Below are 23,683 nucleotides of genomic sequence, written 5' to 3'. Positions count from 1 at the left end.
CCTGCTACGTCTTAAACAAACTGGAACGGATCTGTGTGCACACGCGAATGAATAACCTCTGTTTCGTAACCATTTGCTTGCAATTGTTCAAGCAAGATAGTCGCCAGCTTTTCCTTCATGATTTTTTCGATATTGTGACCAGCATCTACGATCGACAAGCCTTCTGCTTGCGCATCGTGTGCGGTGTGATAACCAATGTCTCCTGTTAAATAAACATCCGCGCCTTTAAAAATGGCTTTAGAAACAAAGGAGCTTCCGTCTCCACCTACTACCGCTACTTTTTTGACTGTCGCATCCAGGTCACCAACTACGCGTAGACCGTGGAGGGAAAATCGTTCTTTGACGAGCAAAGCAAACTCTCGGAGCGTCAGTGGTGCAGGCAGAGTACCGATTCGCCCAATTCCGTATACAGTTCCGGACTGCTCCAAAGGAATGATGTCATAGGCGACTTCTTCGTAGGGATGGGCAGCAAGCATTGCTTTGACTACAGCCGATTGCCTGGACGAAGGAACAATCATCTCGATCCGAACTTCCTCTGCTCTTTCCAATTGACCTGTCGAACCGATATAGGGATTCGTTCCTTCCCCTGGTAAAAAGGTTCCGGTGCCTTCTGTCTGAAAAGAACAATGGCTATAGTTGCCTACATGCCCTGCCCCCGCTTCAGCAAGTGCGGAAAACACTACTTCCTTATGAGTAGCGGGCACGAATACGACGAGCTTCTTCCAAGCCTCTCTTGAAAGAACATCCAGTACATCTACATTAGTGAGTCCAACCGCTTCTGCGAGCCAATCGTTCATCCCCCCATACGCAACATCCAAATTGGTATGGGCTGTATATACCGCAATGTCATGCTTGATCAGCTTTTCGAAGACACGTCCTGCGGCGAGATCTGTCCTAAGGTGTTTCAGTGGTCGATATATAACGGCATGGTGAGCCACAATCAGGTCTACACCCTCTGCGATTGCTTCCTCCACCACAGATTCTAGTACGTCTAGTGCGATCATCACTTTTTTTACCTTTTTTTGCAAGCTGCCTACATGAAGGCCAATCTTGTCGCCTTCCATCGCCAACGATTTAGGTGCAAGACGCTCTACATATTGGATTACTGTTTGTCCGTGCGCAAGCATGCGATCACCTCATCGATCCATTTTACTTCTGCTTCGATTTCTTTGATTCGTTCTGCTGCTTCCGGCTTGTCCGAACGCTTTAATTGAACGATGATCTTTTGCCATTTTTCATGCTCATGTAGCCACTTCTCTTGTAATACCTCTGATTTTTCCACCCAAAGAAATGGGCCCATGCGCAGAAGCTCTTGCTGCGTACGATCTTTGCCCTCATAAGGCAAGGTAGGATTGCCCCGTTCTGCGACGAGAATCTCATAAATCACGCCGTCTTCTTGCAATATGGATTCCGCGATTAACTGCCAACCATTCTCTATCATCCACAGGCGAACCGCTTCTTCCCCTACGTTTGGTTGCAGAATTAGGCGTTGCACACCTTCCAGTTTGTCTTTTCCTGCTTCCAAAATGGAAACGATCAATTGTCCGCCCATCCCAGCAATGCAGATCACATCTGCTTCCCCAGGTTGTAATACCGCGAGCCCGTTTCCTTTACGTACCGAAGCGCGATCTTTTACCTGCAATGTATGTATTTGTTTTTTTGCCGCTTGAAAAGGCCCTTCATTCAATTCGCCTGCGATCACGAAAGAAGCAATTCCTTTTACAAGCAAATAAGAAGCCAACAACGCATGATCCGACCCGATGTCGGCGACGCGGGCTCCTTCTGGACAATAGCGGGCAATCGTTTGTAGCCGCTTGGATATTGATACTGATGTCATCTGTATATTCACCTTCCGTTGCCTCTATTCTACCCTATTTGGCAGCAATTGCGAAATGCAAATTCCCTAACAGATAATCAGCAAAGAACGACAAAATCCTCACTGTTGCACCTAGCAGGGACAAGGTCATTAAGGGGGACCCTTGGGTAGTTGTCGAGAGGCTTACAGGTTGCCATTACGTGGATGTAATGTTCGGAATAACAAGCAAAATTTTTAAATACGGCGTTGTTTTATCGTATTTTATGCAATTTGATTTAATTTTCACTGAATTGTGAACTTTATTTTAATAAATAAATATTTACAAAATTTTTACAGATATGTATATTAACGCCATGAACATCATGAACTACACAAACTAAATATGTTTAAGGAGGAGAAAAGTTTGAAAAAAAGAACCGGCAAGTGGTGGGCAATGGGATTACTCTCTTCGGCGCTAGTGATGAGTGTCTTCACAGGTGTGGGGGCAGCAAGTAACGATTCGCTCAATGAATTTGATACTGAACGGGTATTAATTCAGTCAGATTCGGATGTGAGAACCGGTTATTTTGCTGGACCTTTGGAAGTACGCCATGATTTTGGTGAAGATGGCTTTACCCTCGATGTAAATAGTGATCAACTTGACCAACTGAAAAGCGATCCCAATGTAAAAATCACCGTATTGCAAAAATTAAAAATCGCTGAGTATATAGAAGAAGATCAAGCAAGTGCGCTAGAGGTCTCTCCTGCGGCAGTCGTTCCGTGGGGAATTAAAGCAATCTATAAAAACCAATCCCTCTCCGCTACAACTGGCGGTGCAGATGTTCGTGTTGCAGTCCTGGATACTGGCGTGTATACGCAGCACCCGGACCTAACCGCTAACGCAGAGCAGTGCAACGATTTCACGCAATCTTCTTCTCCTGTTGTTACTGGTGCTTGCAATGATGCGCATGGTCATGGAACACACGTCGCCGGAACTGTTCTCGCTGACGGCGGCAATGGCGCAGGTATTTATGGTGTAGCACCAGATTCAAAGCTATGGGCATATAAAGTACTGGATGACTCTGGCTCCGGCTATGAGGATGACATTGCCTATGCTATTCGTTACGCTGCTGACCAATCCGCTCAATTAGGCGTGAAAACGATCATCTCTATGTCTCTTGGCTCCAGCGGTAAGAGTACCCTTATGGAAAGTGCCATCACGTATGCAAACCAAAAAGGTGTATTAGTCGTCGCTGCGGCTGGTAACTCCGGACCGACAGTGAATAGCATTGGCTACCCTGGAGCATTAGTGAATGCAGTAGCCGTAGCAGCGTTGGAGAATGTTCAACAAAACGGAACCTACCGTGTGGCTGACTTCTCTTCTCGTGGCAAGAGCGGGCAAGCGGGAGACTACGTGATTCAAGAACGCGATGTGGAAGTATCAGCACCAGGACGCGCTATTCAGTCTACATGGAATAACGGAGGTTATAATTCCATCAGCGGAACTTCCATGGCAACTCCACACATTTCCGGTTTGGCTGCGAAAATCTGGGCATCCAATCCATCTTGGAGCTCTCAAGATGTTCGTGTAGAATTGCAAAAACGCGCGAAAGGAAATGACATCAAAGGTGGCTCAAACTCTGCTGTAGGGGACGATATCGCGAGTGGATTTGGTTTCCCAACTGTACAATCTGGCGATCAATAAACAGTAATAAACAAAAAAAGAGCCATGGCTGTCAGTTTACACTGGCAGTCATGCTCTTTCGTTGTCAAATACGGAAGGCTAGCACCCGATTTCTCTTGCGATGACATTACGTAAAATCTCTGAAGTCCCCTCGCCGATCTCTAGCAGTCGGGCATCGCGGAAAAATCGTTCTACCTGATACTCCCGCATATAACCATACCCACCGTGAATCTGAATAGCCTGATGTGTAGCAGACATGGCAATCTCCGAAGCATACAATTTTGCCATTGCTGCTTCTTTCGTAAATTTGCGACCGTGATCTTTCAGCCACGCTGCTTTATACACCATCGTTCTCGCCAGCTCTATTTGCATCGCCATATCCGCCAGCTTGTGCTGGATCGCTTGAAAATGACTCAAGGAATTGCCAAAAGCCGTACGCTGCTTGGAGTATTGCAACGCCTTGTCATAGGCAGCCTGTGCAATTCCTACTGCCATAGCTCCGATCCCGATTCGCCCACCATCAAGTGTAATGAGGAACTGCTTGAAGCCTTCTCCCCGCTTCCCCAGGACGTTTTCCTCTGGCACGCGGACATTTTCAAGAACGAGCTCCGTCGTATTGGAGCTGTGCAAGCCGAGCTTTTCATAGTTCGCCAACACCTGAAAGCCAGGTGTATCTGTCGGAACGATAAAAGCAGTAATACCTCGTGAGCCTTGCTCTTTGTCAGTCACAGCTGTCAAGGCGAGAAACGAAGCATAGGAGGCATTGGTAATGAAGCATTTGGAGCCGTTAATCGTCCACTCCCCATCTGCTAAGATCGCATTCGTCCTCGTACCACCTGCGTCAGATCCTGCATTTGGTTCGGTCAATCCAAACGCACCAAAGCTTTCGCCAGAACAAATTTTGCTTAAATAGTTCAGCTTTTGCTCTTCAGTTCCAAACAAAGCCAGTGGAGCGCCACCTAACGAGATATGCGCCGAATACGTGATTCCTGTAGAGCCACAAGCACGACTTAGCTCTTCCACAACGATTGCAAAACTCGTGGAATCGGCCCCTGCACCCCCGTATTTCTCGGAGAAGGGAAGACCCATCAAGTTCAGTTCGCTCATCTGCTTGAATATTCCGACAGGAAATTGTTTAGTTTGATCGCGTTCATCTGCTTCCGGTGCCACTACCTCATCAGCAAATTCGCGTATCATTTTTTTTAACATTTGTTGTTCTGAAGTCAAATCGAAGTTCATAATCGCTGCCCCCTTGAAAACGCTTTAGTAAAGAACCATCAAGAAATACACAATTTTGACTGAGCGTTTGTTCAGAATACTCTTACCATTATACACCACGATTTTGGATTCATGTGGAATTTCTCAAAAAAAACACGCCTATGATCGGCGTGCTCCTAATAAAATCGCTCCCAAAAAAGAGACAGATGCTGCTATGAATCCGATGCTATATGTATGTACACCCATAAATTTGGCTACTGTTTCTCCACCCAGAAAAAAAGCCGCCAGCAAAATACCGATTAAAACTTTCCAATTGTTGTTCATTTATTCACCCCGTTTGCTCTCTTCTGAAATTGTAACAGATAAGCAGGCAGAGGAGAACGAGAAGTCTCGCATAGTCTACAGTCTCAACCACGCATACCAATATCCACGCGTGAAGAAGAACAAAATGGATGCGATGAACACCTTAATGAACAACAGCAATTGAATCATATCTCGCTTCGCCGCTGGAATATACAGAGCCTGTATCTCTGCACCAAAGAAAAAGGCAAGTCCACATACTGCAAATACTCCCGCCCATTTCGAATTGGCCTTATTCATCAAGAAGCCCATACCTGTGAGCAAGCACGCAAGCGGTACCCAGTACAACTCCGATGTCCACCATGTATAGTCCATCCCTACTCGATGAACGGTTGTAATGCCATACAAGATGGCCAAACCCAGTAACCCTGCATAGAGCAAATAAGCGTAGCCGAAAACAATTGCGCTGATGCACAGCAACATGCAAACAAAGCCTAAATGAAACAGGATAAACGGCAAGCCACCATCCATTTTTTGGATACAATAAACGCCTCCCGCGATCAAAATCCCAAAGGACAAAGCCAGGAATAAATGCGTCAATGGCGGGGCCGATCTTCGATAAACGAGTCCCAGAATATAGAAAACGAGTGCGAAACAGGCAAAGATGGTAATTTGCATTGGGGTTTGAAAACGGTTAAAATGAAAAGCAAGTAAGATCAAACCAGCAATGACAAAGGCACCAAGGAGCCATGCCACTACCATTTTCCCCGTCACTGGAGAGACAGTTCTAGGTGCATATGTGTTTGTGACAGATGATGTTGAATTGACTTTTCCTGACAGCACACTCGGTGCCGTTCCCATTCGCTCATTCCCGCCTGCGGACGCCGGTGTATTTGGCCGATCCCCTTCTGTATACAGATTTAACAAGAAGATGCAGTAATGTTCAGGCAGTAAATGGTTGCGCCGCCAGTTTTCAATTTCGGCGATGATCGTGCGCTTGCGCTGGTCGTCCAACGCGGCCCCTCCTAACTACGACAAAAAGTGTATTCCTTCATGAATAAGAAAAGCCTACGTCGGCTAACGTAGGCCACATACTTCTTATATCGGTTATTCTAAGAAATCTTTTAAGCGTTTACTTCTACTCGGATGACGCAATTTGCGAAGAGCTTTTGCTTCGATCTGACGAATCCGTTCACGGGTTACACCAAACACTTTGCCTACTTCTTCTAACGTCCGTGTACGTCCGTCATCTAACCCGAAACGCAGACGCAGTACATTTTCTTCGCGGTCTGTTAATGTATCCAAAACGTCTTCCAACTGTTCTTTCAAAAGTTCATAGGCAGCTGCATCAGATGGCTCCAATGCATCCTGATCCTCAATGAAATCACCTAAGTGGGAATCGTCTTCTTCCCCAATTGGAGTCTCCAGGGATACTGGTTCTTGAGCAATCTTCATGATTTCCCGAACTTTTTCCGGAGTGAGATCCATTTTTTCAGCGATTTCTTCTGGCATAGGTTCACGACCTAGCTCTTGCAGAAGCTGACGGGAAACGCGGATTAATTTATTGATCGTTTCCACCATATGAACCGGAATCCGGATCGTTCTAGCCTGGTCTGCAATGGCACGGGTAATCGCTTGGCGAATCCACCAGGTCGCATACGTACTGAACTTGTAGCCTTTGCGATAGTCAAACTTTTCCACCGCTTTAATCAGACCCATGTTCCCTTCTTGAATCAAGTCGAGGAATAGCATGCCGCGTCCTACATAACGCTTCGCAATCGATACTACCAATCGCAAGTTCGCCTCAGCCAGACGTCTTTTGGCTTCCTCATCACCTTGTTCAATTCGCTGCGCCAGTTTAATCTCCTCTTCTGCGGAGAGCAGAGGAACTCGACCAATTTCCTTCAGATACATCCGTACAGGGTCATTGATCTTAATTCCAGGCGGAACGGAGAGATCGTCAAAATCAAATTCTTCGTTGTCCTCGTCTTTGATGATCATTTGATCGACTTCATCGTCGTCATCTTCATTCTCATTGTTGTTAATCTCAATGCCTTGATCACCTAGATATTCAAAAAACTCATCCATTTGATCAGAATCCTGCTCAAAGCCTGCCAGACGAGCAGTAATCTCCTTATACGACAATGCGCCGCGTTTCTTGCCTAATTCGACCAACTGTTCCTTCACTTGTTCGATGGACGTTGCTTCCATGTCGGAAGTAATATTTTGCTTGTTCATCTACTTTCCCTCCTTCCCCGGGAATGATCTGAAGCTACCCTTCTTTTAAAGCATTTTCCAATTCAAGAATCTTCATCCCTGTAACGGCTGCTTGAAGTTCAAGTTGTTTGCGCGCATCCTCGCTGTCCGCTGCGGCCGCTTGGAGGTGTAAGCTCCGCTGCTCATCGCGCAATCGTTCCAACTCGGCACGCTTCGGGTAGTTATTCACTTGTTTGATGTAGTCACCGATCTCTAATTCAGATACGTCGTTGTTGCACTCCATCATGGCCAATCCCGAGGCTAATTGCTTTAACAAATCGTCTTGCACGTAATGTATAAACTTTCCAGGGTCTTCCGGGTTTCCCTCTGCATAGTAGGCGTACAGGTAGGCAGCCAGCGCATCGTGTTCATCCACCTGAAAGTGGGCACTGCATTCCTGCTGGACGCGGGCGGCTATTTCTTCGTTCCGCATCATGTAGTAAAGCAGCATGCGCTCAGCCGTGTGATAAGCGGGTGGCAGTGTTTTCGCGAGCGTAACTTTGCCATTATTTATACTATTATTCCATGCTGGCGTCACTTTATCCCTTTGGCGCTCACTTTTTTGCTGATTGTAGGCGCGTTTGGACTCCCATTTGAGATCACCGAGAGTAAGGGAGTATTCTTCAGCCAATTGCCGTTGATACATGTCCCGTTCCACCGGGCTGCCCAGTTCATTGATGATCTCGACCGCCTTCGCGATTAAGCGAGCTTTGTCCGTCTCATCTTTTATTACGAACTGACTGCGTAAATGTTTCAGACGGAAAGCCGTAATTGGCATCGCCTGTAACAATACCTGCTGGGAAAATGCTTCAGCCCCATGCTGGCGGATGTAATCATCCGGGTCCACTCCTTGTGGAAGTGGAGCTACTCGAACGATCAAACCGGCTTGCTGCAAAACGTGAATCGCTTTGCTCGTTGCTTCTTGTCCTGCAGCATCTCCGTCATAACAGAGTACGACTGACTCTGTATTGCGACGAAGAATTCTGGCCTGCTGCTCCGTCAAGGCTGTTCCCAAAGTGGCAATACCTTGCGTAAAACCCGCCTGCCATGCCGATATGACATCGACATATCCTTCAAACAACAGCGCCTCTTTTCTCTTTCTAATGATGGGGCGTGCACGATGAAGATTAAACAGCGTAGCACTTTTGTTGAACAAAAGGCTTTCCGGGCTATTCAGATACTTGGGTTGAGACTTTTGATTGGAATTGGGCTTCGATCCTTGCAGTAAGCGCCCACCAAATCCGATGGCGTTACCTTGGGAATCCTGAATCGGAAACATGATACGACCTCGAAAGCGATCAAAGATTTTTCCTGCATCGCTTCTAGCCAATAACCCTGCTTCCACCATCAATTCCTGTGAAAATCCCCGCTTTGTCAACTGCTGCGTCACGAAATCCCAGGAATCCGGGGCAAACCCGATTTGGTATTCGGCGATTGTCGCCTCAGACATTCCGCGCTTTGCGAGATACTTCATCGCTTCTGCGCCATACGGGGTTTTCGTAAGCACGTAGTGGTAGAGGCGTGAAACGAACGTATGCGCTTCTTGCATCACATGCTTCATCCGTTTTTCAGGTGATTCCTCTACTTGCTGCGGCTGGGGCACAGCTATCCCGGCACGCTCCGCCAATTTGTGCAGTGCCTCTGGAAAAGTCAATTGCTCCAGTTTCATTAAAAAGGAAAAGATGTCCCCACCTGCTCCACAGCCAAAGCAATGAAAAAACTGTCGCTCTGCATTTACGTTGAAGGAAGGGCTCTTTTCAGAGTGAAACGGACATAGACCGAGAAAGGCACGACCGCTTTTTCTCAGTTGAACGTACTCTCCTACAACGTCTACGATGTCGACAGCGGCACGCACTTGATTTACAAATTCATCTGAAGTGGGACCAGTCATGTCTTTCCACCTTTATAAGGAGAATCGCACGTGAGAATATTTAGTTCGTCAAAATTCGTCAATTTCCTTCTTTGCATCGAACTTCTTTTCTTCTTTTCTACTTTTCCACATTTCTTCGGGCAATAAACGCTGAGAACTCACGTATGATAAGTACCTCAGCTAATTGAAATTCTACAAAAAACGTCAAAATCCTTCTTTCGGCCTATTTCCTTTCATTCCGGAGATTGTTTTTTCGAATCATCTCCAAAATGATGTTTGCCGTTTCTTCTACTGCCTTGTTGGAAACATCAATAACGGTACATCCGAGGCGCTCAATAATGCGCTTCGAATACGCCAGTTCTTCGGCAATCCGTTCGAGATTGGCGTAATTTGCTTGTGCTGTCAATCCCAGTGCCTTCAGACGCTCTGTCCGAATGCCGTTCAGTTGCTCCGGATTGATGGTAAGCCCAATACACCGTTCGACTGGCAGTTGGAACAATTCTTCCGGTGGCTCTACCTCCGGGACAAGCGGAACATTGGCAACCTTAAGTCGTTTGTTAGCCAAATACATGGAAAGAGGCGTCTTGGAAGTACGCGAAACACCAATCAAAACCACGTCTGCTCGCAACAGACCACGTGGGTCGCGACCATCGTCGTATTTGACAGCAAATTCGATGGCGTCTACTTTGCGGAAATACTCCTCATCCAGTCGGCGTACCAAACCCGGCTTTCCGGTTGGTGGCTCTTTCAACATGCCCTGCAATGTATTCATCAAAGGCCCCATAACATCAAGAGCCGGAATTCCGTGAAGAGCAGCTTTTTGTGTAATATACGCATTCAGCTCCGGAATGACCAGAGTGAAAACGATCATTGCCCGCGATTCTTTTGCCGAAGCAATGATTTCGTCAATCGATTCCTTGTCTTCTATATACGGATACTTTTGTACATCAAACAAAAAACGATCAAACTGACTAGCTCCTGCGCGAACGACAAGTTCGGCCGTTTCGCCGATGGAGTCTGAGACTACATAGATGAGCTGTCCTCGCTGATTACCTTGCATCGCTTCTCCTCCTACACTTTCGGTTCGCTACCCAATTCTACAAATGCTTTCGCGATCGTCGTCTTGGTGACGCGCCCCAACAGCTCCATTTGCTTCGGATCTTCCTCGCTAGGCCTTACGACAGGCAGAGAATCGATCTGAAAATCGATCAGCTTTTTAGCAGCTGCGTACAAGGTCTCATCAGGTGCGCATGTAATGATATTCGGCATCCTAGACATGATAATGCTGACCGGCACATCCTCCAGCGTTTTATTGCCTAAAGAAGCCCGTAGGAGGTCTTTTCGTGAGATCACGCCAGCCAAATAGCCTTTTTGGTTGACGACGAATAACGTGCCAACATCCTCCAAAAAGAGGGTAACAATGGCGTCGTAAGCCGAGGCGGATTCGGATACCACGATCGGTACCGCCTTGTAGTCATTGACGAGAAGCTTGTGAAGCCGTTCACTTATGACTGAGCTTGCGGGTCTGCCGGCATAAAAATACCCGACCCGAGGTCTGGCTTCTAGATATCCTGACATCGTGAGGATGGATAAATCAGGGCGCAGCGTCGCGCGAGTCAAATTCAGTCGCTCCGCGATATGTTCTCCTGTTATCGGTCCGTCATCCTTCACTATCTGTAAGATGTGCTCTTGTCGTTTGGTAAGCTCGATGACCAATCACCCCGGTTCTGTCTTTACCTCTTCCTAGTATTACTCTATTCGACGGGATATTCCTTCTTTCACGCGGAAAAAAGGTGCCCCCGCCTGATTTTCAGACGAAGGCACCAGTGTTATTTGGTTTAGGCGAAAACAATTTTGGAAAAATCTGCGTAGCGATAAAGCACACGAGAAAGCTGCAAGAGAAGTCCAAGACGATTCGCACGAACAGCCTGATCTTCGGCCATGACCATGACTTTATCAAAGAATGCGTTAATCGGCTGGCGCAAGGTTGACAAGGTTGCGAGCACCTTCTCTTGATCCTTCAGACCCTCTACATCCTTCTGAACAGCTTGGAATGCCTGATACAAGGCCCGCTCCACATCTTCTGCGAACAAAGCTTCGCTGACTTGGTCTGCTTCCGCTTTTTGCGCCAGATTGTTCACCCGGTTAAACTGCTCCACAATCAGCTTGAATTCTTCTGTTTGTACCGCCCCCATCAGTGCTTTTGCTTTTGCCAGCACCTCTGGAACCAATGTCAGGTCGGCAGCAAGAACGGCGTCGATGACATCGTAACGAACGCCATGATCCTGCAAGACATTTTTCAGACGGAGTGCGAAGAAGTCTACGAGGTCTTTTTTCACGTCTTCTGCGGCTCTCTTGTTTACGCCTTGGGCTACATAGCCTTCCATCGCGGCATCCCACAGATCGGCAAGAGAAATTTGCCAATCGCGCTCCACCAAAATTGTAACGATCCCCGCTGCCATACGGCGCAGACCATACGGGTCCTGTGAGCCAGTAGGCACAATACCGATCGAGAAGCAGCCTACGATCGTGTCCATCTTGTCAGCCAGACTGACGATCGCACCTTGAGCCGAAGCAGGCATTTTGTCCCCTGCAAACCGCGGGAGGTAATGCTCGAATACGCCACTTGCGACGACGTCGGACTCACCCGCTTTGCGCGCGTAATCTTCACCCATGATCCCTTGCAGTTCAGGGAACTCCCCTACCATGTTGGTCACGAGGTCGAATTTTGCGATTTCTGCAATGCGGTCGACTTGCTTGGTTTCTTCCGCGCTCACGCCTAGCTTGCTTGCTATTTGCGCAGCTGTTTTGCGTACACGGCGAACTTTATCACCGATTGTTCCCAGCTCTTCATGGTAAACGATTGTCTCCAAGCGTTTCAGGCAGCTTTCAATGGACAGTTTTTGGTCCTCCACGTAGAAGAAACGAGCGTCAGACAAACGTGCGCGAAGAACTTTTTCATTCCCTTTCGCTACGTTTTCCAGAGCGCGGCTGTCTCCGTTACGTACTGTCACAAAATGATTCAGCAATTGACCCTGTGCGTTTTCAACAGGGAAATAACGCTGGTGTTCACGCATAGAGGTAACCAAAACCTCACGTGGAATGGAAAGGAACTCTTGCTCGAACGTACCGTAAAGAGCAGTCGGATATTCTACAAGATGAACTACCTCATCCAGAAGCCCTTCGTCCATTGGAATTGTCCAGCCATTTTCTTTCTCCAAGCGATGAATTTGTTCTACAATGGTTGCTCTGCGCTCGTCGGGCTTCACCATGACATATTGCTCAGCCAGCTTGCTCACGTATTCGCTTGGGTGATTCAAGGTAACCTCTGTTCCCAAGAAGCGGTGTCCACGCGAAACACGTCCGCTTTTTACACCTGCAATCTCCAGATCGATCAATTCATCGCCGAACAAAGCAACCAGCCAACGAATCGGACGAACGTATTTCAAATCGCGTGCGCCCCAGCGCATATTTTTCGGGAAGCTCATGCCGGTGATTACTTCAGCCAGTTGCGGCAAAAGCACAGTAGTTGGTTTTCCCGCTTCGGATTTGCGAGCATGAACATACTCGATCCCGTTTACTTCTTTATAATACAGTTGGTCAGGCTCAACATTGTTGCTTCGTGCAAATCCGAGTGCTGCCTTGGACCAGTTGCCCGCTTCATCTTGTGCGATTTTGCGTGCAGGGCCTTTCGCTTCATCATTGCGGTCAGGCTGCTTTTCTGCCAATCCATTGATTAACAGGGCAAAGCGACGAGGTGTCTCTAATGCCGTAATTTGATCAAACGGCACGCGCTCAGCAGTCAGCCACTTTTCTACTTTTTCCTTGAATTGTGCCGCTGCCTGTGCGACAAAACGAGCAGGCATTTCTTCTAAACCAACCTCTACGAGTAGATCGCGCTTACTCATTTGTATCCTCTCCCTTCACCTGATTCACTTGATCCGCAGCGTCTGCGTTGCCTTTTTGCAAAAGCGGGAAACCGAGTCGTTCACGCTCTTTATAGTAGGTTTGTGCTACTTCACGAGACAGATTGCGTACACGAGCGATGTAGCCTGTACGCTCCGTCACACTGATAGCTCCGCGTGCATCCAGCAAGTTGAAGGTGTGGGAGCATTTCAGTACATAGTCATAAGCCGGGTAAACCAGTCGCTCCGCCATCAGTCTCTTTGCTTCCGCCTCATACGTATTGTAGAGAGAAAACAGCATGTCGACATCAGACAGCTCGAATGTGTATTTGGAATGCTCGTATTCTGGTTGCAGGAATACATCTCCGTACGTATACCCGTTGCACCATTCCAGATCGAACACATTTTCTTTTTCCTGAATATAGGAAGCCAAACGCTCCAGTCCGTAAGTCAGCTCGACTGCCACTGGTTTACATTCCAGACCGCCCACTTGCTGGAAGTACGTGAACTGTGTGATCTCCATTCCGTCCAGCCAAACTTCCCAACCTAAGCCCCAAGCGCCAAGACCAGGGTGCTCCCAGTTGTCCTCAACAAATCGAATATCATGCTCCAGTGGCTCGATCCCGAGCTCGCGCAAGCTCTCCAGGTACAGCTCCTGAATGTTGTCCGGCGATGGCTTCATGATTACTTGGAACTGGTGATGCTGATACAAACGGTTTGGGTTTTCCCCATATCGTCCGTCTGCCGGGCGACGGGAAGGCTCCACATATGCTACATTCCACGGCTCAGGTCCAATGGAACGAAGGAAGGTCATTGGGTTTAGCGTACCCGCCCCTTTTTCAACGTCATACGGCTGGACAATGAGACAGTTTTGCTTTGCCCAAAAGTTTTGCAGCGTCAAAATGATGTCTTGAAATGTCATTTTCATGCTTGATCCTCCTCTAAACTTCGTAGAACTTAGAACTTGGCTTTAAGTCGAAACTAAAAAAACCTCCCGCCTCTACACTGCCTGATGCGACAGTGTAGGGACGAGAGGATTCTCGCGGTTCCACCCTACTTGGCGAATGACTTCTTCGCCCACCTTACAATCAAATTGCTCCAGAACGCCCTTCATCAGCATGGTGACCGGGCTCCCACTATCCCCGATTCGCTACTCACAGCCAGTGGCCGACTACTCTTTTCCTTCACGGCAACATTCGGTATACAAGTTTGGTTCTTATCATAACGAAAACAAATTCGTATGTCAATTAGTCCTGATCTGATTGCGTCATTCTTTCCATACGCTCCAGTTGCTCCAGAAATGACCGACTTTTCAGCCTGAGATCCAGATACTCGTCCATGAAGCTCCGCAGTACATGCTTGAGCTGGTTGCGTGTAGCCGGTTTTACCTCAATGTCACCAAGTCGTTCCAAATCAAATACCTGGAACAGCCGTAACAGCTTCCAGGTCGAGGGTGTAACTGCCATCGCATACGGATCGGAAGGCAGGCAAACTGGGCACAACAGGCCGCCCTGCCCCACACTGATCGCATAGGGCTCGCGCTGTTCGCCACAGTTTGCACACGCTGTGAGTTGCGGGGAGATCCCCGCTACAATGAGCATCTTGGTCTCAAAAATCCGACACAGAATCTCAGCATCTCGTCCTTCATCCAAATGGCGGAACGTATGAAGAAGTAGCTGAAACAAATAGGGATTCGGCTCCCTTTCCTGCGTCAGTCGATCCAAAAGTTCTGCTATGTATGCGGCATAAGCCGTAGCAGTCAGGCTTTGCCGCATATCCCGGAACGAATCCAGCATATCTCCCTGAGAGAGATCAGGCATTCCCGTACCGGGTCCTGCCTTGCATAGATAATAACTATGCGAAAACAACTGGGAGACGGCGGCAAGACGGCTTTTGGTCTTTTTGGCACCACGGGCCATCACGCCTAATTTGCCGTTCTCCCGAGTAAACATTGTCACCACTTTACTGGACTCGCCATAGTCCACACTGCGAATGACAATCCCTTCCCATTTTACAAGCATGCCTGTGTGTCACCCAATTCTTCCTGGGCGAGATCAAACGAGGTTTCCTCGCTGGAAACATCCGTTTGATGGTGATCACGGTAGAGAAGGTAAGCATGGATGTCACCGGTTGAAGCGAAAACTCTCCAAGAAAAGTCACGAAGCAAGGAGCATCATCCTTTCCTATATCGGGTCTATCCACTTCCTTCTTAGAATCACCTTTGCCCGTTATTCTATGCCTTGGAAAAATTAACACATCGCGTTGGGAATATTATTGCTCGTCGTAGAAACCGAAGTTACGCAGCATCCGATCTTGGTTGCGCCAATCCTTTTTCACTTTGATCCAGAGCTCCAAAAATACTTGGTCCCCCATCAGTCGCTCGATATCCTTGCGCGCGCGTTGACCAATTTCTTTGAGCATCTGACCTTTTTGCCCGATCAAAATACCACGCTGAGAATCCCGCTCTACATAAATGGCCGCGTAAATGTAAAGTGTCTTGCCATTTTCGCCTCGCTTCATTTCTTCAATGACGACAGCAATGGAGTGAGGTACTTCTTCTCTCGTCAAATGCAGAACTTTTTCCCGAATCAATTCAGCTGCTACAAAGCGTTCCGGATGATCTGTCACCTGGTCAGCAGGATAATACATCGGGCCTTCTTCCATTTCACCCAAAATAGCCTGCTGCAATGATCCTGTATTGTTACCTTCCAGAGCAGAGATCGGAACAATCTGCTTGAAATCATACAATTTGCGGTAATCGTCAATAATTGGCAACAATGCTTCCGGATGTACTTTGTCAATTTTGTTGATGACCAAAAATACTGGCGTTTTGACCTGCTTCAACCGCTCGATGATGTAGTCGTCCCCGGCTCCGCGTTTTTCTGTTGCATCGACAACAAACAAAACGAGGTCTACTTCGTTCAATGTATTTTCGGCAACCGAAACCATGTAGTTTCCGAGTTTGGATTGAGGCTTGTGAATCCCCGGTGTATCCAAGAAAATAATTTGACCCTCTTCGGTCGTATGCACCGCCGTAATTTTGTTACGTGTCGTTTGTGGCTTATTCGACATGATGGCAATTTTATGTCCCACAATATGATTCAACAGTGTTGATTTTCCAACATTTGGGCGTCCCACAATGGAGACAAAGCCCGATTTAAACGATTGCTTGGTCTTGCGATTATCCACGTAAATCCTCCTTGGTGAATGCGCCTGGAAGCAGGGCAGATACTGTCGTTTCCCTAATGTCGCCTTTGAGATTCGTCAAAAATACAGGCATGTCCGGTGGGCACAGCTCAGCGATGACTTGTCGGCAAGCCCCGCACGGTGACACAGCTTGTGGTGTATCGGCAGCGACGGCTAATGCTTTGTAAGTCCGATCACCTTCCGAATACGCTTTAAAAAGAGCTGTACGCTCTGCGCAGTTGCACAGTGAGTACGCTGCATTTTCGATATTGCCTCCCAAATAAACCTTGCCACTCTCAGCTAAAAGAGCTGCTCCGACCTGAAACTTGGAGTACGGTACATAAGCGAGCTTTCTGGCTTCGATTGCTTGTGCTAATAATGCTTGTTTATCCATTTTCATCATTCCTCATATGATTGTTCTTTAACATCATTTCACAACAGAATGTGCCCAAAGAGACACGAAGAAACCAGACTGAAAGGTCAACTGGAATGACCCGTCCGGTATCACTAGTAAAAACTATCCCCATACTTTTTGCAACAGTGGCTGTCCAAATACGATGACTCCGATGATAAAAGACAGGATCGCCGCCACAAGCACAGCTCCTGCTCCCACATCTTTGGCAATCTTCGCCTTGGCGTGCCATTCCGGGGAAGCTAAATCAACGACTGCTTCGATCGAAGTATTTACCAGCTCAAGGGAGAAGACCAGACCGATAGAAAAAAGGACCAGCAAAACATCGCTGCGGGGTATCTGCAGCCACCACGCTGCCGCCAGCACCACTATGGCTGCGGCTACGTGGATTTGCATGTTTCGCTGTGTCCGTACGGTAAAGGAAATTCCTTGCAGAGCGTAGGTGAAGCTGCGAGTCAATCGTCGCCATTCCTTCAACGTAATCTCCTACCTCGTCAAGCCGATTTCTTCCAGTACCTTTTCTTGACGTGAAAACATTTCCTTCTCTTCTTCTGGCGTCCCATGATCATAGCCCAGAAGGTGAAGAAAACCATGAACCGTGAGAAATCCGAGTTCGCGTTCGAATGAATGACCATAGTCTTCGGCCTGCTCATGTGCTTTTGGCACCGAGATGATGATATCTCCAAGCATATTCGGAAACTCGCTGGCCTCATCCTCATCAATGAAGATTTCCATTTCCCCTTCACCTGGCTCGTTCATCGCAAAGGACAGAACATCCGTAGGCCGATCAACGCCACGATAGTCGCGATTTAGCTCGTGGATGCGCTCGTTGTTCACCAGCGTGACAACTACTTCTCCTTGTACCTCTTCCAGCTTTGCCGCTGCTTCCAGACAACGGACAAGCAGGTTTTGCAAATTCTCATCAATCGGTTCGATTTCTTCATGAAGGATTTCTACAGATAACACAGGTAAACGATCTCCTTTTTGTGACGCCATTTATTAATAGCCGTGTTCTACTTCTTCCTTGGCATAAGCAGCGATGATTTTTTGTACTAGACTGTGACGAACGACGTCTCCCTCTTGGAAATGAATAAAGGCAACATCGGAAATCGGATTTAAGATGCGCTGTGCTTCGCGCAATCCGGATTTCTTGCCTTTTGGCAAATCCACCTGGGTCACATCACCCGTAATGACCATTTTGGAACCAAAGCCAAGCCTGGTCAAAAACATTTTCATTTGCTCGGGAGTCGTGTTCTGGGCTTCATCCAAAATAACGAAGGAATCTTCGAGCGTACGACCACGCATGTACGCCAGAGGAGCAACCTCAATAAGTCCTCGTTCCATCATTTTGGCGACTTGTTCATTGCCCAGCATGTCGTACAAGGCATCATAGAGCGGACGCAGGTAAGGGTCTACTTTTTCCTGCAAATCTCCTGGCAAAAACCCAAGGCTCTCCCCCGCTTCTACGGCCGGTCTGGTAAGAACGATCCGTTTGACACGCCCATTTTTCAACGCATTTACTGCTGTGACAACAGCCAAATACGTTTTCCCTGTACCAGCTGGTCCAATTCCAAACACAATGTCATGCTTCTTGATCGCAGACAAATAATGACGCTGGCCCAAAGTCTTTGCCCTGATTACTTTGCCACGTTGGGTACGAGCGACTTCTTCATCATACACATCGAGCAGTTGGGCACCTTCTCCCCGTTCAATCAACGACATCGCATAAGAGATGTCTCTCTCGGACAGGGCAATCCCTCTGCGAATCAACTGTAGCAGAATTTCAATCAACGCTGTCAGTTTGTCCACTTCCGGCTTATCCCCGCTAATAACCAGTTCGCCTTCTCGGGTCATGATTTTGGCGGAATTTCTTTGCTCGATCAGTGTTAGGTACGCGTCATGTGGTCCGAACAACAGCAAGGCCTCAGATGCGTCTGAAAACGGGATTCTTACCTCATCTTGTACGTGCAACAGGCTTCCATCTCCTTGCAACGGTAATCAGCAATGCGTCATTTGCTTGCCATCCCTCACTGCCCAACAAAAGGCTGTTCAATGGCAATATCTTCAATGACGGAAAAATGAATGCTTACGTAAACTTTACCATTCTCTGTTGTGACGTGCAAAACTTTTTCGTCCTGAATGAACGCATCTTTTCCAGCTTTTTTCAAGATATCCTCCCTGGCGAATTTTTTAGCCAGCTCCGTCGCTTCCTCTACGCTCATTTCTGTTTGAACGGGTTCTGTTTGCGCGTACGTTACTGTCTTCCAGCCAAGTGGTGAGGTATATCCCGCATACGAGGGCAGAAACCGTTGTTCTGCCATTTCGGCTTGTGCAAAGGACTGTTTTTCAAAGGGCCACACGTATACCGCATAGGGGCCTACCAGCAAGTATTGATGCTGCAGCTTTTCTCCCGTCAAACGGTGCATCGTTTGTTTTAGCGGGACGGATGTGTTGCTTACATACCACACTTCCCCTTGTACCTTGCCTCGTGCTGATACGGCTTGTTGCCGGTCGTCATTGCCGATGATCCCGGAAATAAGCACTTGGCCTTTTTCTACCAATTGATTGCTCACAACTTGACTGCGACCAACCTCCGGGAGAATTTTATGGACAACAGCCCTCTTTTTCGCTACAAGATGACGGGGACCAGTTGCAAGCGGCTTTACGGGAGCCTCTTTTTCAACCACTTGAAGCATGACCTTGGTTCCTTGAATCTCAATTCCAACCCAGGACGCTTCAGGCAGCAGACTCAACAGCTCTTTTTGCAAAACCAACGGTTCTTTTAGTTTGACCTTCCATGCCCCTTCTTTAATCCCCACTTGTTCAGCGGCTTGAATCACTCGTCGCGGATCAACCATTTTCGTCCCACTCACTTCCACACTCCAAACAAAAGAGGAGAGCATGTACAATCCGATGAAAAAAAGAGCAGCCCCAATTGCCAGTCCAGATCGTCTACGTATACGCAGCAGCCAGAAAGGTAGCCCATCTCTTGCCTCGACGTGACTGCGACAGCCTGTCTCTTTTAAAAGCGGCCGCAAACGAAAATAATCCCGAATCAAAATATCGCAGCGCGTCACCTCTTCTCCTACCCTGCGAATATTCCAGATTCGAATTCCATCCCGTACGGCCATATTCAACATCCGCTCAAACCGTTTTCCCCGAACGGTAATGGTTACATGTCCATCCACCCACTCTTTGATTCCATACCTCATACGTGCCGCCCCCTACCTCAACAAAGATTACGAGCTCTGTGGTCCCGTCTCCAAAAATTTCACGCCACCGATTCTGCCTTCTAACAGAACCTCCTCAGGTAAAATCGCTCGGATGACAAGCTGTTCACCTGAAACAATCATTTGACCGTTCGTCAACAACAGGCGAAGCTCTTTTTCACTAAAATGCAAGACTCCTCGATGATTCTCTATATACATTTGCAAATGACCTATCATCGTAATGCGCGGGACTTCCAGGACTACATCTTGCGGCAGATCCAACACCCCTCCGGCCAACTGGCGCAGACGGCGGCTCCAACGCTTCATGGATTAGCCCCCCTTCTCGTTCTATATATTGGCGAATATGACGATCTCAACTGTTTGCAGGTGCAAAACCATTCTTATCTATGCGTATGCGCGAGTATAAAGTGGCATTCATCAAAAACGGTCACAAAAAAAGAGCCCTCATCGCTCGCAATTTGGCAAGCAGGTGAGAACTCCCTTTTTGAAATACATGTAACAAAATCCATTTATTATTTGCTTTCGTTTGCAACAGAAACCCGTTCTTTTTCTTTTGTAAGCGCCTTCCATTTTTTCATGACTCGTTTTACTTTCTCAGCGGAACAACCGCACGCGACCGCTGTTTCATACACTGATTTCTTTTCGAAGATGGCAAGCCGAATCACTTTTTGGCGAAACCGCCCCATTTGTTCGAAAATTTGTTGATTCATCGCTTGACCTCTACTCCTTCTTCTATTCGGAAGAATTTTCTTTACATTCAGGATAGTCAACCGGGATACGAGAAACAAGACAAGTTGTTCGAGATATTTCGACATGAAAACATTGCGTATCAAGAAAAACAGGCGAACCGAGGTTCACCTGTTTTGACTTGCTGCTATTATCAAATCTTTCTTTGCCTAACCTGCTGGGCGTACGGAGCTTTAGAGCGCGGCTCTCCAAAAATGAGTGCCCATTTCATCCCATCACGCGGATTACCTTGTTTCGCTGTGAGGGTACTCGCTCGTTCCGAATCAGCGACCTTCTTCGTTTCCGATTCCTTCACTGTGATGGTCGGACCCGTTGAAGCACGAGCTGGACTAGAAAATGCCCATTCCTGCTCGACCCCAATCCCTTCCATCGATTCTTGCTGAAGTGGCTCGTATTTAGAGGATGCTCCCACCGTCTCTCTGCCGTACTCTTCCGTTTCCATCGGGATTTCCGACGTGCTTACCGGGGTAAGCGGAGGCATTTTCTTGCCTTGAGACATCTTCTTCTTTCCGGTTTTGCCAAGAGCTTTATATCCTAAGTAACCAAGGATGACAAACCAGAACTTGCCAATGAGCGGGATGATCCACTCGACTAAATCCAGTAAATCTACGACGAGATCCATGAGATCTTCCATGGCAATCGCCCTTATTCTTTCTCGTCCGGCAAAGCAGGATCTTGTTTGTCACCTGCATGCCCAAAAGATTGACGCATTTGTGTATCAGCAGCAATGTTTTGCATGTTGTAATAATCCATTACACCCATTTTGCCGCTTTTCAATGCTTCGGACAAAGCGAGTGGTACTTGTGCCTCTGCTTCTACTACTTTTGCCTTCATTTCTTGTACGCGCGCGATCATTTCTTGCTCTTGGGCTACCGCCATGGCACGACGCTCTTCCGCTTTCGCTTGGGCGATACGTTTATCTGCTTCTGCTTGGTCGGTTTGCAATTGTGCCCCGATGTTCTTCCCTACATCCACGTCCGCAATATCAATCGAGAGAATTTCAAAAGCAGTTCCGGCATCCAGACCTTTGTTCAATACCGTTTTGGAGATCAGATCCGGATTTTCCAATACGTCCTTATGTCCTTTTGACGAACCAATTGTCGATACGATCCCCTCACCAACACGGGCGATGATGGTTTCTTCACCAGCACCACCGACCAATCGATCAATGTTGGCACGAACCGTTACTTTTGCACGAGTGCGCAGCTCGATACCGTCTTTTGCCATAGCTGCAACCACAGGTGTTTCAATCACTTTCGGGTTAACGCTCATTTGTACCGCTTCCAATACATCACGACCAGCCAGATCAATGGCTGCAGCTCGTTCGAAACCAAGTGGAATATCCGCGCGTTGTGCTGCTACGAGCGCATCTACTACACGGTCTACGTTACCGCCAGCGAGATAATGGCTCTCCAATTGGTTTGTATCCAGCTGCAAGCCCGCTTTACGCGCTTTAATCAACGGATTCACGATACGAGATGGTACGACGCGACGCAAGCGCATAGCGACGAGAGTAATAATCCCGATATTCACACCGGAAGCCAGTGCAGAAATCCAGAGCATGACTGGTACGAACGAGAAGAAAACTGAAAGTACAACAATGACTACTGCCACCATAAAAATAAGGGGAATCAAACCGCCTTCAAACATGAAGAGCTCACTCCTTTTGTTCTAGTTCGGCAACGACGATACGCGTGCCTTCTACTTGCACAACCGTGATGGCGGTACCTGCTTCAATGAACCCACCAACCGATACGGCATCCACACGTTTTCCTTCCACCTTGACGACCCCTGCCGGGCGCAATGGCGTTAGCGCGATGCCTGATTTTCCTTCCAGCTCACGCTGATCGCGCGGAGCTACGTAACCTTCCTCACTGCTTTGCGTCTCACCCAAGACAAACTTGTTGAATAGACCTTTGACCCCGTATTTCTTCACTAACATGAATGCTACAATTACCGTGACCAAAGCGGCTACACCCAGGGATGCGAGCCCTTGCTTCGTGTCGTAGGCTGCCATTACGAGACCTGTCACAATGCTCAGGAAGCCAATCGCACCGACAATGCCGCCCGGAAGAAAGATTTCCAGAAGCATCAGTAAGATTCCGACGACAAACAGTCCGATGTGCAACCAGTTGGCAAATCCCGCTACATAATGACCGAAGAAATACAGACTAAAGGCGAAGAGCGAAATCGTCCCCGCAACCCCAAAGCCAGGAGCAAACAGTTCGACTACAATTCCTCCCAATCCAATGATGAGCAAAAGACTCATCACAATGGGACTCGTCACCCATCTAGCTACCAGCTCGCCACCGGTTGGCTCAATGGCCTGAAGGGAATCTGGCTGAATGCCAAGCTTTTTGAGCAATTCTTCCTTATTGGACACCACATCATCCGCATAACCCAACCGCTTCGCTTGTTGAGCATCGAGAGAAAGCACCGTGCCTTTTGGCTTTAATCCCGGGAATTCTGTATCGATTTCCACCATCGCGCGAGCAACGTCAGGATTGCGATTATTCAGCTCAGCTGCCGCCTTCATTTTATTACTCCAACCGGAAATGAACTTGATATCTGCTGCATTCCCTGCCAAGTCAATCGGTGTGGCTGCCCCCATGCTACTACCCGGAGTCATAATAATTTCATTTGCATTCAGGGCGATGTAAGTTCCCGCTGAAAAAGCCTGGTTATCAATGTAGGCTATCACATGCATGGGAGCCTGACGGATCAACTGCCCAATCTGGTCGGCAGCGTTCACTTCTCCACCTGGCGTATTGATATGCAAGATAACAAGATCTGCCTGTTGCTGCTGTGCGTCAGCAAATGCTCTGTGTAAAAAGCTCTCCAACCCTCGCTCGATCGTGCTATCTACTGGAATCCAGACAGCTTTTTGATAGGTCTTGGCTGTTGTGGACGCGGGAGCAAAAAGCATCGTCATACCCATAATCAGGCAAAGAAGTGAAAAAAGCAATCGCACGCGGCTTTTTACTAGCCTTGTTGCACTCATTGCATGTACCTCCTTTCCTTCTATCAGCTTCAACTTGTGTGCAATAAGGTATACGAAAGAGGTTGGCAATCGTTTCATA

At 47.8% G+C, this 23,683-nt stretch carries 25 protein-coding genes; 1 reads left to right on the top strand and 24 read right to left on the bottom strand.

The window, feature by feature from the left end; translation table 11 throughout:
- Nucleotides 1–11: 11 nt before the first annotated feature.
- Together ODZ53_RS25155 and ODZ53_RS25150 are read right to left on the bottom strand one after the other, a co-directional pair.
- A complete protein-coding gene (locus tag ODZ53_RS25155; protein ID WP_372680861.1) occupies nucleotides 12–1,127 on the bottom strand; it encodes a Nif3-like dinuclear metal center hexameric protein in 1,116 nt (371 codons plus the stop codon).
- Nucleotides 1,103–1,837: a tRNA (adenine(22)-N(1))-methyltransferase gene (locus ODZ53_RS25150; protein ID WP_372680859.1), complete on the bottom strand. Its 735-nt coding sequence runs from the start codon at nucleotides 1,835–1,837 to the stop codon at nucleotides 1,103–1,105. Before ODZ53_RS25150 ends, ODZ53_RS25155 begins: the two co-directional genes overlap by 25 nt.
- Nucleotides 1,838–2,219: 382 nt before the next feature.
- Between ODZ53_RS25150 and ODZ53_RS25145 the strand changes: the two genes are divergently transcribed.
- The gene (locus ODZ53_RS25145; RefSeq protein ID WP_199928869.1) at nucleotides 2,220–3,500 is read left to right on the top strand and encodes a S8 family peptidase; all 1,281 of its coding nucleotides are present in this window, start codon (nucleotides 2,220–2,222) and stop codon (nucleotides 3,498–3,500) included.
- 78 nt (nucleotides 3,501–3,578) lie between these two features.
- On the opposite strand, the gene ODZ53_RS25140 is transcribed toward ODZ53_RS25145, so the two are convergent.
- The 22 genes from ODZ53_RS25140 to ODZ53_RS25035 all read right to left on the bottom strand — a co-directional run bounded on the left by ODZ53_RS25140 (nucleotide 3,579) and on the right by ODZ53_RS25035 (nucleotide 23,604).
- Complete coding sequence (locus tag ODZ53_RS25140) at nucleotides 3,579–4,718, bottom strand: acyl-CoA dehydrogenase (RefSeq protein ID WP_064202900.1); 1,140 nt, start codon at nucleotides 4,716–4,718, stop codon at nucleotides 3,579–3,581.
- Nucleotides 4,719–4,856: 138 nt separating this feature from the next.
- Entirely contained in the window at nucleotides 4,857–5,021 is a 165-nt protein-coding gene (locus ODZ53_RS25135; RefSeq protein WP_172801927.1) for a hypothetical protein, read from the bottom strand.
- 75 nt (nucleotides 5,022–5,096) lie between these two features.
- Nucleotides 5,097–6,011 (bottom strand): hypothetical protein, encoded by a 915-nt coding sequence (locus ODZ53_RS25130; RefSeq protein ID WP_372680856.1) that lies wholly within the window; start codon nucleotides 6,009–6,011, stop codon nucleotides 5,097–5,099.
- A gap of 93 nt (nucleotides 6,012–6,104) precedes the next feature.
- Entirely contained in the window at nucleotides 6,105–7,235 is a 1,131-nt protein-coding gene (gene rpoD, locus ODZ53_RS25125) for an RNA polymerase sigma factor RpoD (protein WP_012685780.1), read from the bottom strand.
- Nucleotides 7,236–7,269: 34 nt separating this feature from the next.
- On the bottom strand, nucleotides 7,270–9,144 hold the full coding sequence (gene dnaG / locus ODZ53_RS25120) for a DNA primase (protein WP_064202899.1): 1,875 nt from the start codon (nucleotides 9,142–9,144) through the stop codon (nucleotides 7,270–7,272).
- Nucleotides 9,145–9,346: 202 nt separating this feature from the next.
- Complete coding sequence (locus ODZ53_RS25115; protein WP_372680853.1) at nucleotides 9,347–10,183, bottom strand: pyruvate, water dikinase regulatory protein; 837 nt, start codon at nucleotides 10,181–10,183, stop codon at nucleotides 9,347–9,349.
- 11 nt (nucleotides 10,184–10,194) lie between these two features.
- Nucleotides 10,195–10,839 (bottom strand): transcriptional regulator CcpN, encoded by a 645-nt coding sequence (ccpN, locus tag ODZ53_RS25110; RefSeq protein ID WP_012685777.1) that lies wholly within the window; start codon nucleotides 10,837–10,839, stop codon nucleotides 10,195–10,197.
- Between the two features lie 122 nt (nucleotides 10,840–10,961).
- Nucleotides 10,962–13,031, bottom strand: a complete 2,070-nt coding sequence (gene glyS / locus ODZ53_RS25105; RefSeq protein WP_372680850.1) for a glycine--tRNA ligase subunit beta — start codon at nucleotides 13,029–13,031, stop codon at nucleotides 10,962–10,964.
- Complete coding sequence (glyQ, locus tag ODZ53_RS25100) at nucleotides 13,024–13,950, bottom strand: glycine--tRNA ligase subunit alpha (protein WP_012685775.1); 927 nt, start codon at nucleotides 13,948–13,950, stop codon at nucleotides 13,024–13,026. The genes glyS and glyQ overlap by 8 nt, the downstream gene beginning before the upstream one ends.
- Nucleotides 13,951–14,275: 325 nt before the next feature.
- Nucleotides 14,276–15,049: a DNA repair protein RecO gene (recO, locus tag ODZ53_RS25095; RefSeq protein WP_012685774.1), complete on the bottom strand. Its 774-nt coding sequence runs from the start codon at nucleotides 15,047–15,049 to the stop codon at nucleotides 14,276–14,278.
- Complete coding sequence (locus ODZ53_RS25090; protein ID WP_012685773.1) at nucleotides 15,040–15,195, bottom strand: YqzL family protein; 156 nt, start codon at nucleotides 15,193–15,195, stop codon at nucleotides 15,040–15,042. The genes recO and ODZ53_RS25090 overlap by 10 nt, the downstream gene beginning before the upstream one ends.
- Before the next feature lie 104 nt (nucleotides 15,196–15,299).
- The gene (gene era / locus ODZ53_RS25085; protein ID WP_016742636.1) at nucleotides 15,300–16,217 is read right to left on the bottom strand and encodes a GTPase Era; all 918 of its coding nucleotides are present in this window, start codon (nucleotides 16,215–16,217) and stop codon (nucleotides 15,300–15,302) included.
- Complete coding sequence (locus ODZ53_RS25080; protein ID WP_372680847.1) at nucleotides 16,210–16,608, bottom strand: cytidine deaminase; 399 nt, start codon at nucleotides 16,606–16,608, stop codon at nucleotides 16,210–16,212. Before ODZ53_RS25080 ends, era begins: the two co-directional genes overlap by 8 nt.
- 123 nt (nucleotides 16,609–16,731) lie before the next feature.
- A complete protein-coding gene (locus tag ODZ53_RS25075) occupies nucleotides 16,732–17,103 on the bottom strand; it encodes a diacylglycerol kinase family protein (protein WP_372680845.1) in 372 nt (123 codons plus the stop codon).
- A 9-nt stretch (nucleotides 17,104–17,112) separates the two neighbouring features.
- A complete protein-coding gene (ybeY, locus tag ODZ53_RS25070) occupies nucleotides 17,113–17,622 on the bottom strand; it encodes an rRNA maturation RNase YbeY (protein ID WP_253901956.1) in 510 nt (169 codons plus the stop codon).
- Nucleotides 17,623–17,625: 3 nt separating this feature from the next.
- Nucleotides 17,626–18,597, bottom strand: a complete 972-nt coding sequence (locus tag ODZ53_RS25065) for a PhoH family protein (protein WP_012685769.1) — start codon at nucleotides 18,595–18,597, stop codon at nucleotides 17,626–17,628.
- Between the two features lie 56 nt (nucleotides 18,598–18,653).
- The gene (yqfD, locus tag ODZ53_RS25060; protein WP_372680842.1) at nucleotides 18,654–19,838 is read right to left on the bottom strand and encodes a sporulation protein YqfD; all 1,185 of its coding nucleotides are present in this window, start codon (nucleotides 19,836–19,838) and stop codon (nucleotides 18,654–18,656) included.
- Nucleotides 19,839–19,865: 27 nt separating this feature from the next.
- A complete protein-coding gene (gene yqfC, locus ODZ53_RS25055; protein ID WP_007727617.1) occupies nucleotides 19,866–20,162 on the bottom strand; it encodes a sporulation protein YqfC in 297 nt (98 codons plus the stop codon).
- A gap of 206 nt (nucleotides 20,163–20,368) precedes the next feature.
- Nucleotides 20,369–20,566 carry a sigma-70 family RNA polymerase sigma factor gene (locus ODZ53_RS25050; RefSeq protein ID WP_199928875.1) on the bottom strand — a complete coding sequence of 66 codons (198 nt, stop codon included), beginning with the start codon at nucleotides 20,564–20,566 and terminating at the stop codon, nucleotides 20,369–20,371.
- A gap of 170 nt (nucleotides 20,567–20,736) precedes the next feature.
- Nucleotides 20,737–21,237 (bottom strand): hypothetical protein, encoded by a 501-nt coding sequence (locus ODZ53_RS25045; protein ID WP_372680840.1) that lies wholly within the window; start codon nucleotides 21,235–21,237, stop codon nucleotides 20,737–20,739.
- Between the two features lie 11 nt (nucleotides 21,238–21,248).
- On the bottom strand, nucleotides 21,249–22,253 hold the full coding sequence (floA, locus tag ODZ53_RS25040) for a flotillin-like protein FloA (protein ID WP_199928877.1): 1,005 nt from the start codon (nucleotides 22,251–22,253) through the stop codon (nucleotides 21,249–21,251).
- A 7-nt stretch (nucleotides 22,254–22,260) separates the two neighbouring features.
- A complete protein-coding gene (locus ODZ53_RS25035; protein ID WP_012685764.1) occupies nucleotides 22,261–23,604 on the bottom strand; it encodes an NfeD family protein in 1,344 nt (447 codons plus the stop codon).
- Between the last annotated feature and the right edge of the window lie 79 nt (nucleotides 23,605–23,683).

The organism is Brevibacillus sp. BD137, assembly GCF_041644655.1.
Taxonomy (GTDB): domain Bacteria; phylum Bacillota; class Bacilli; order Brevibacillales; family Brevibacillaceae; genus Brevibacillus; species Brevibacillus brevis_D.
The sequence above is the reverse complement of the archived record's forward strand: the minus strand, read 5'-3'. Positions and strand labels throughout refer to the sequence as shown.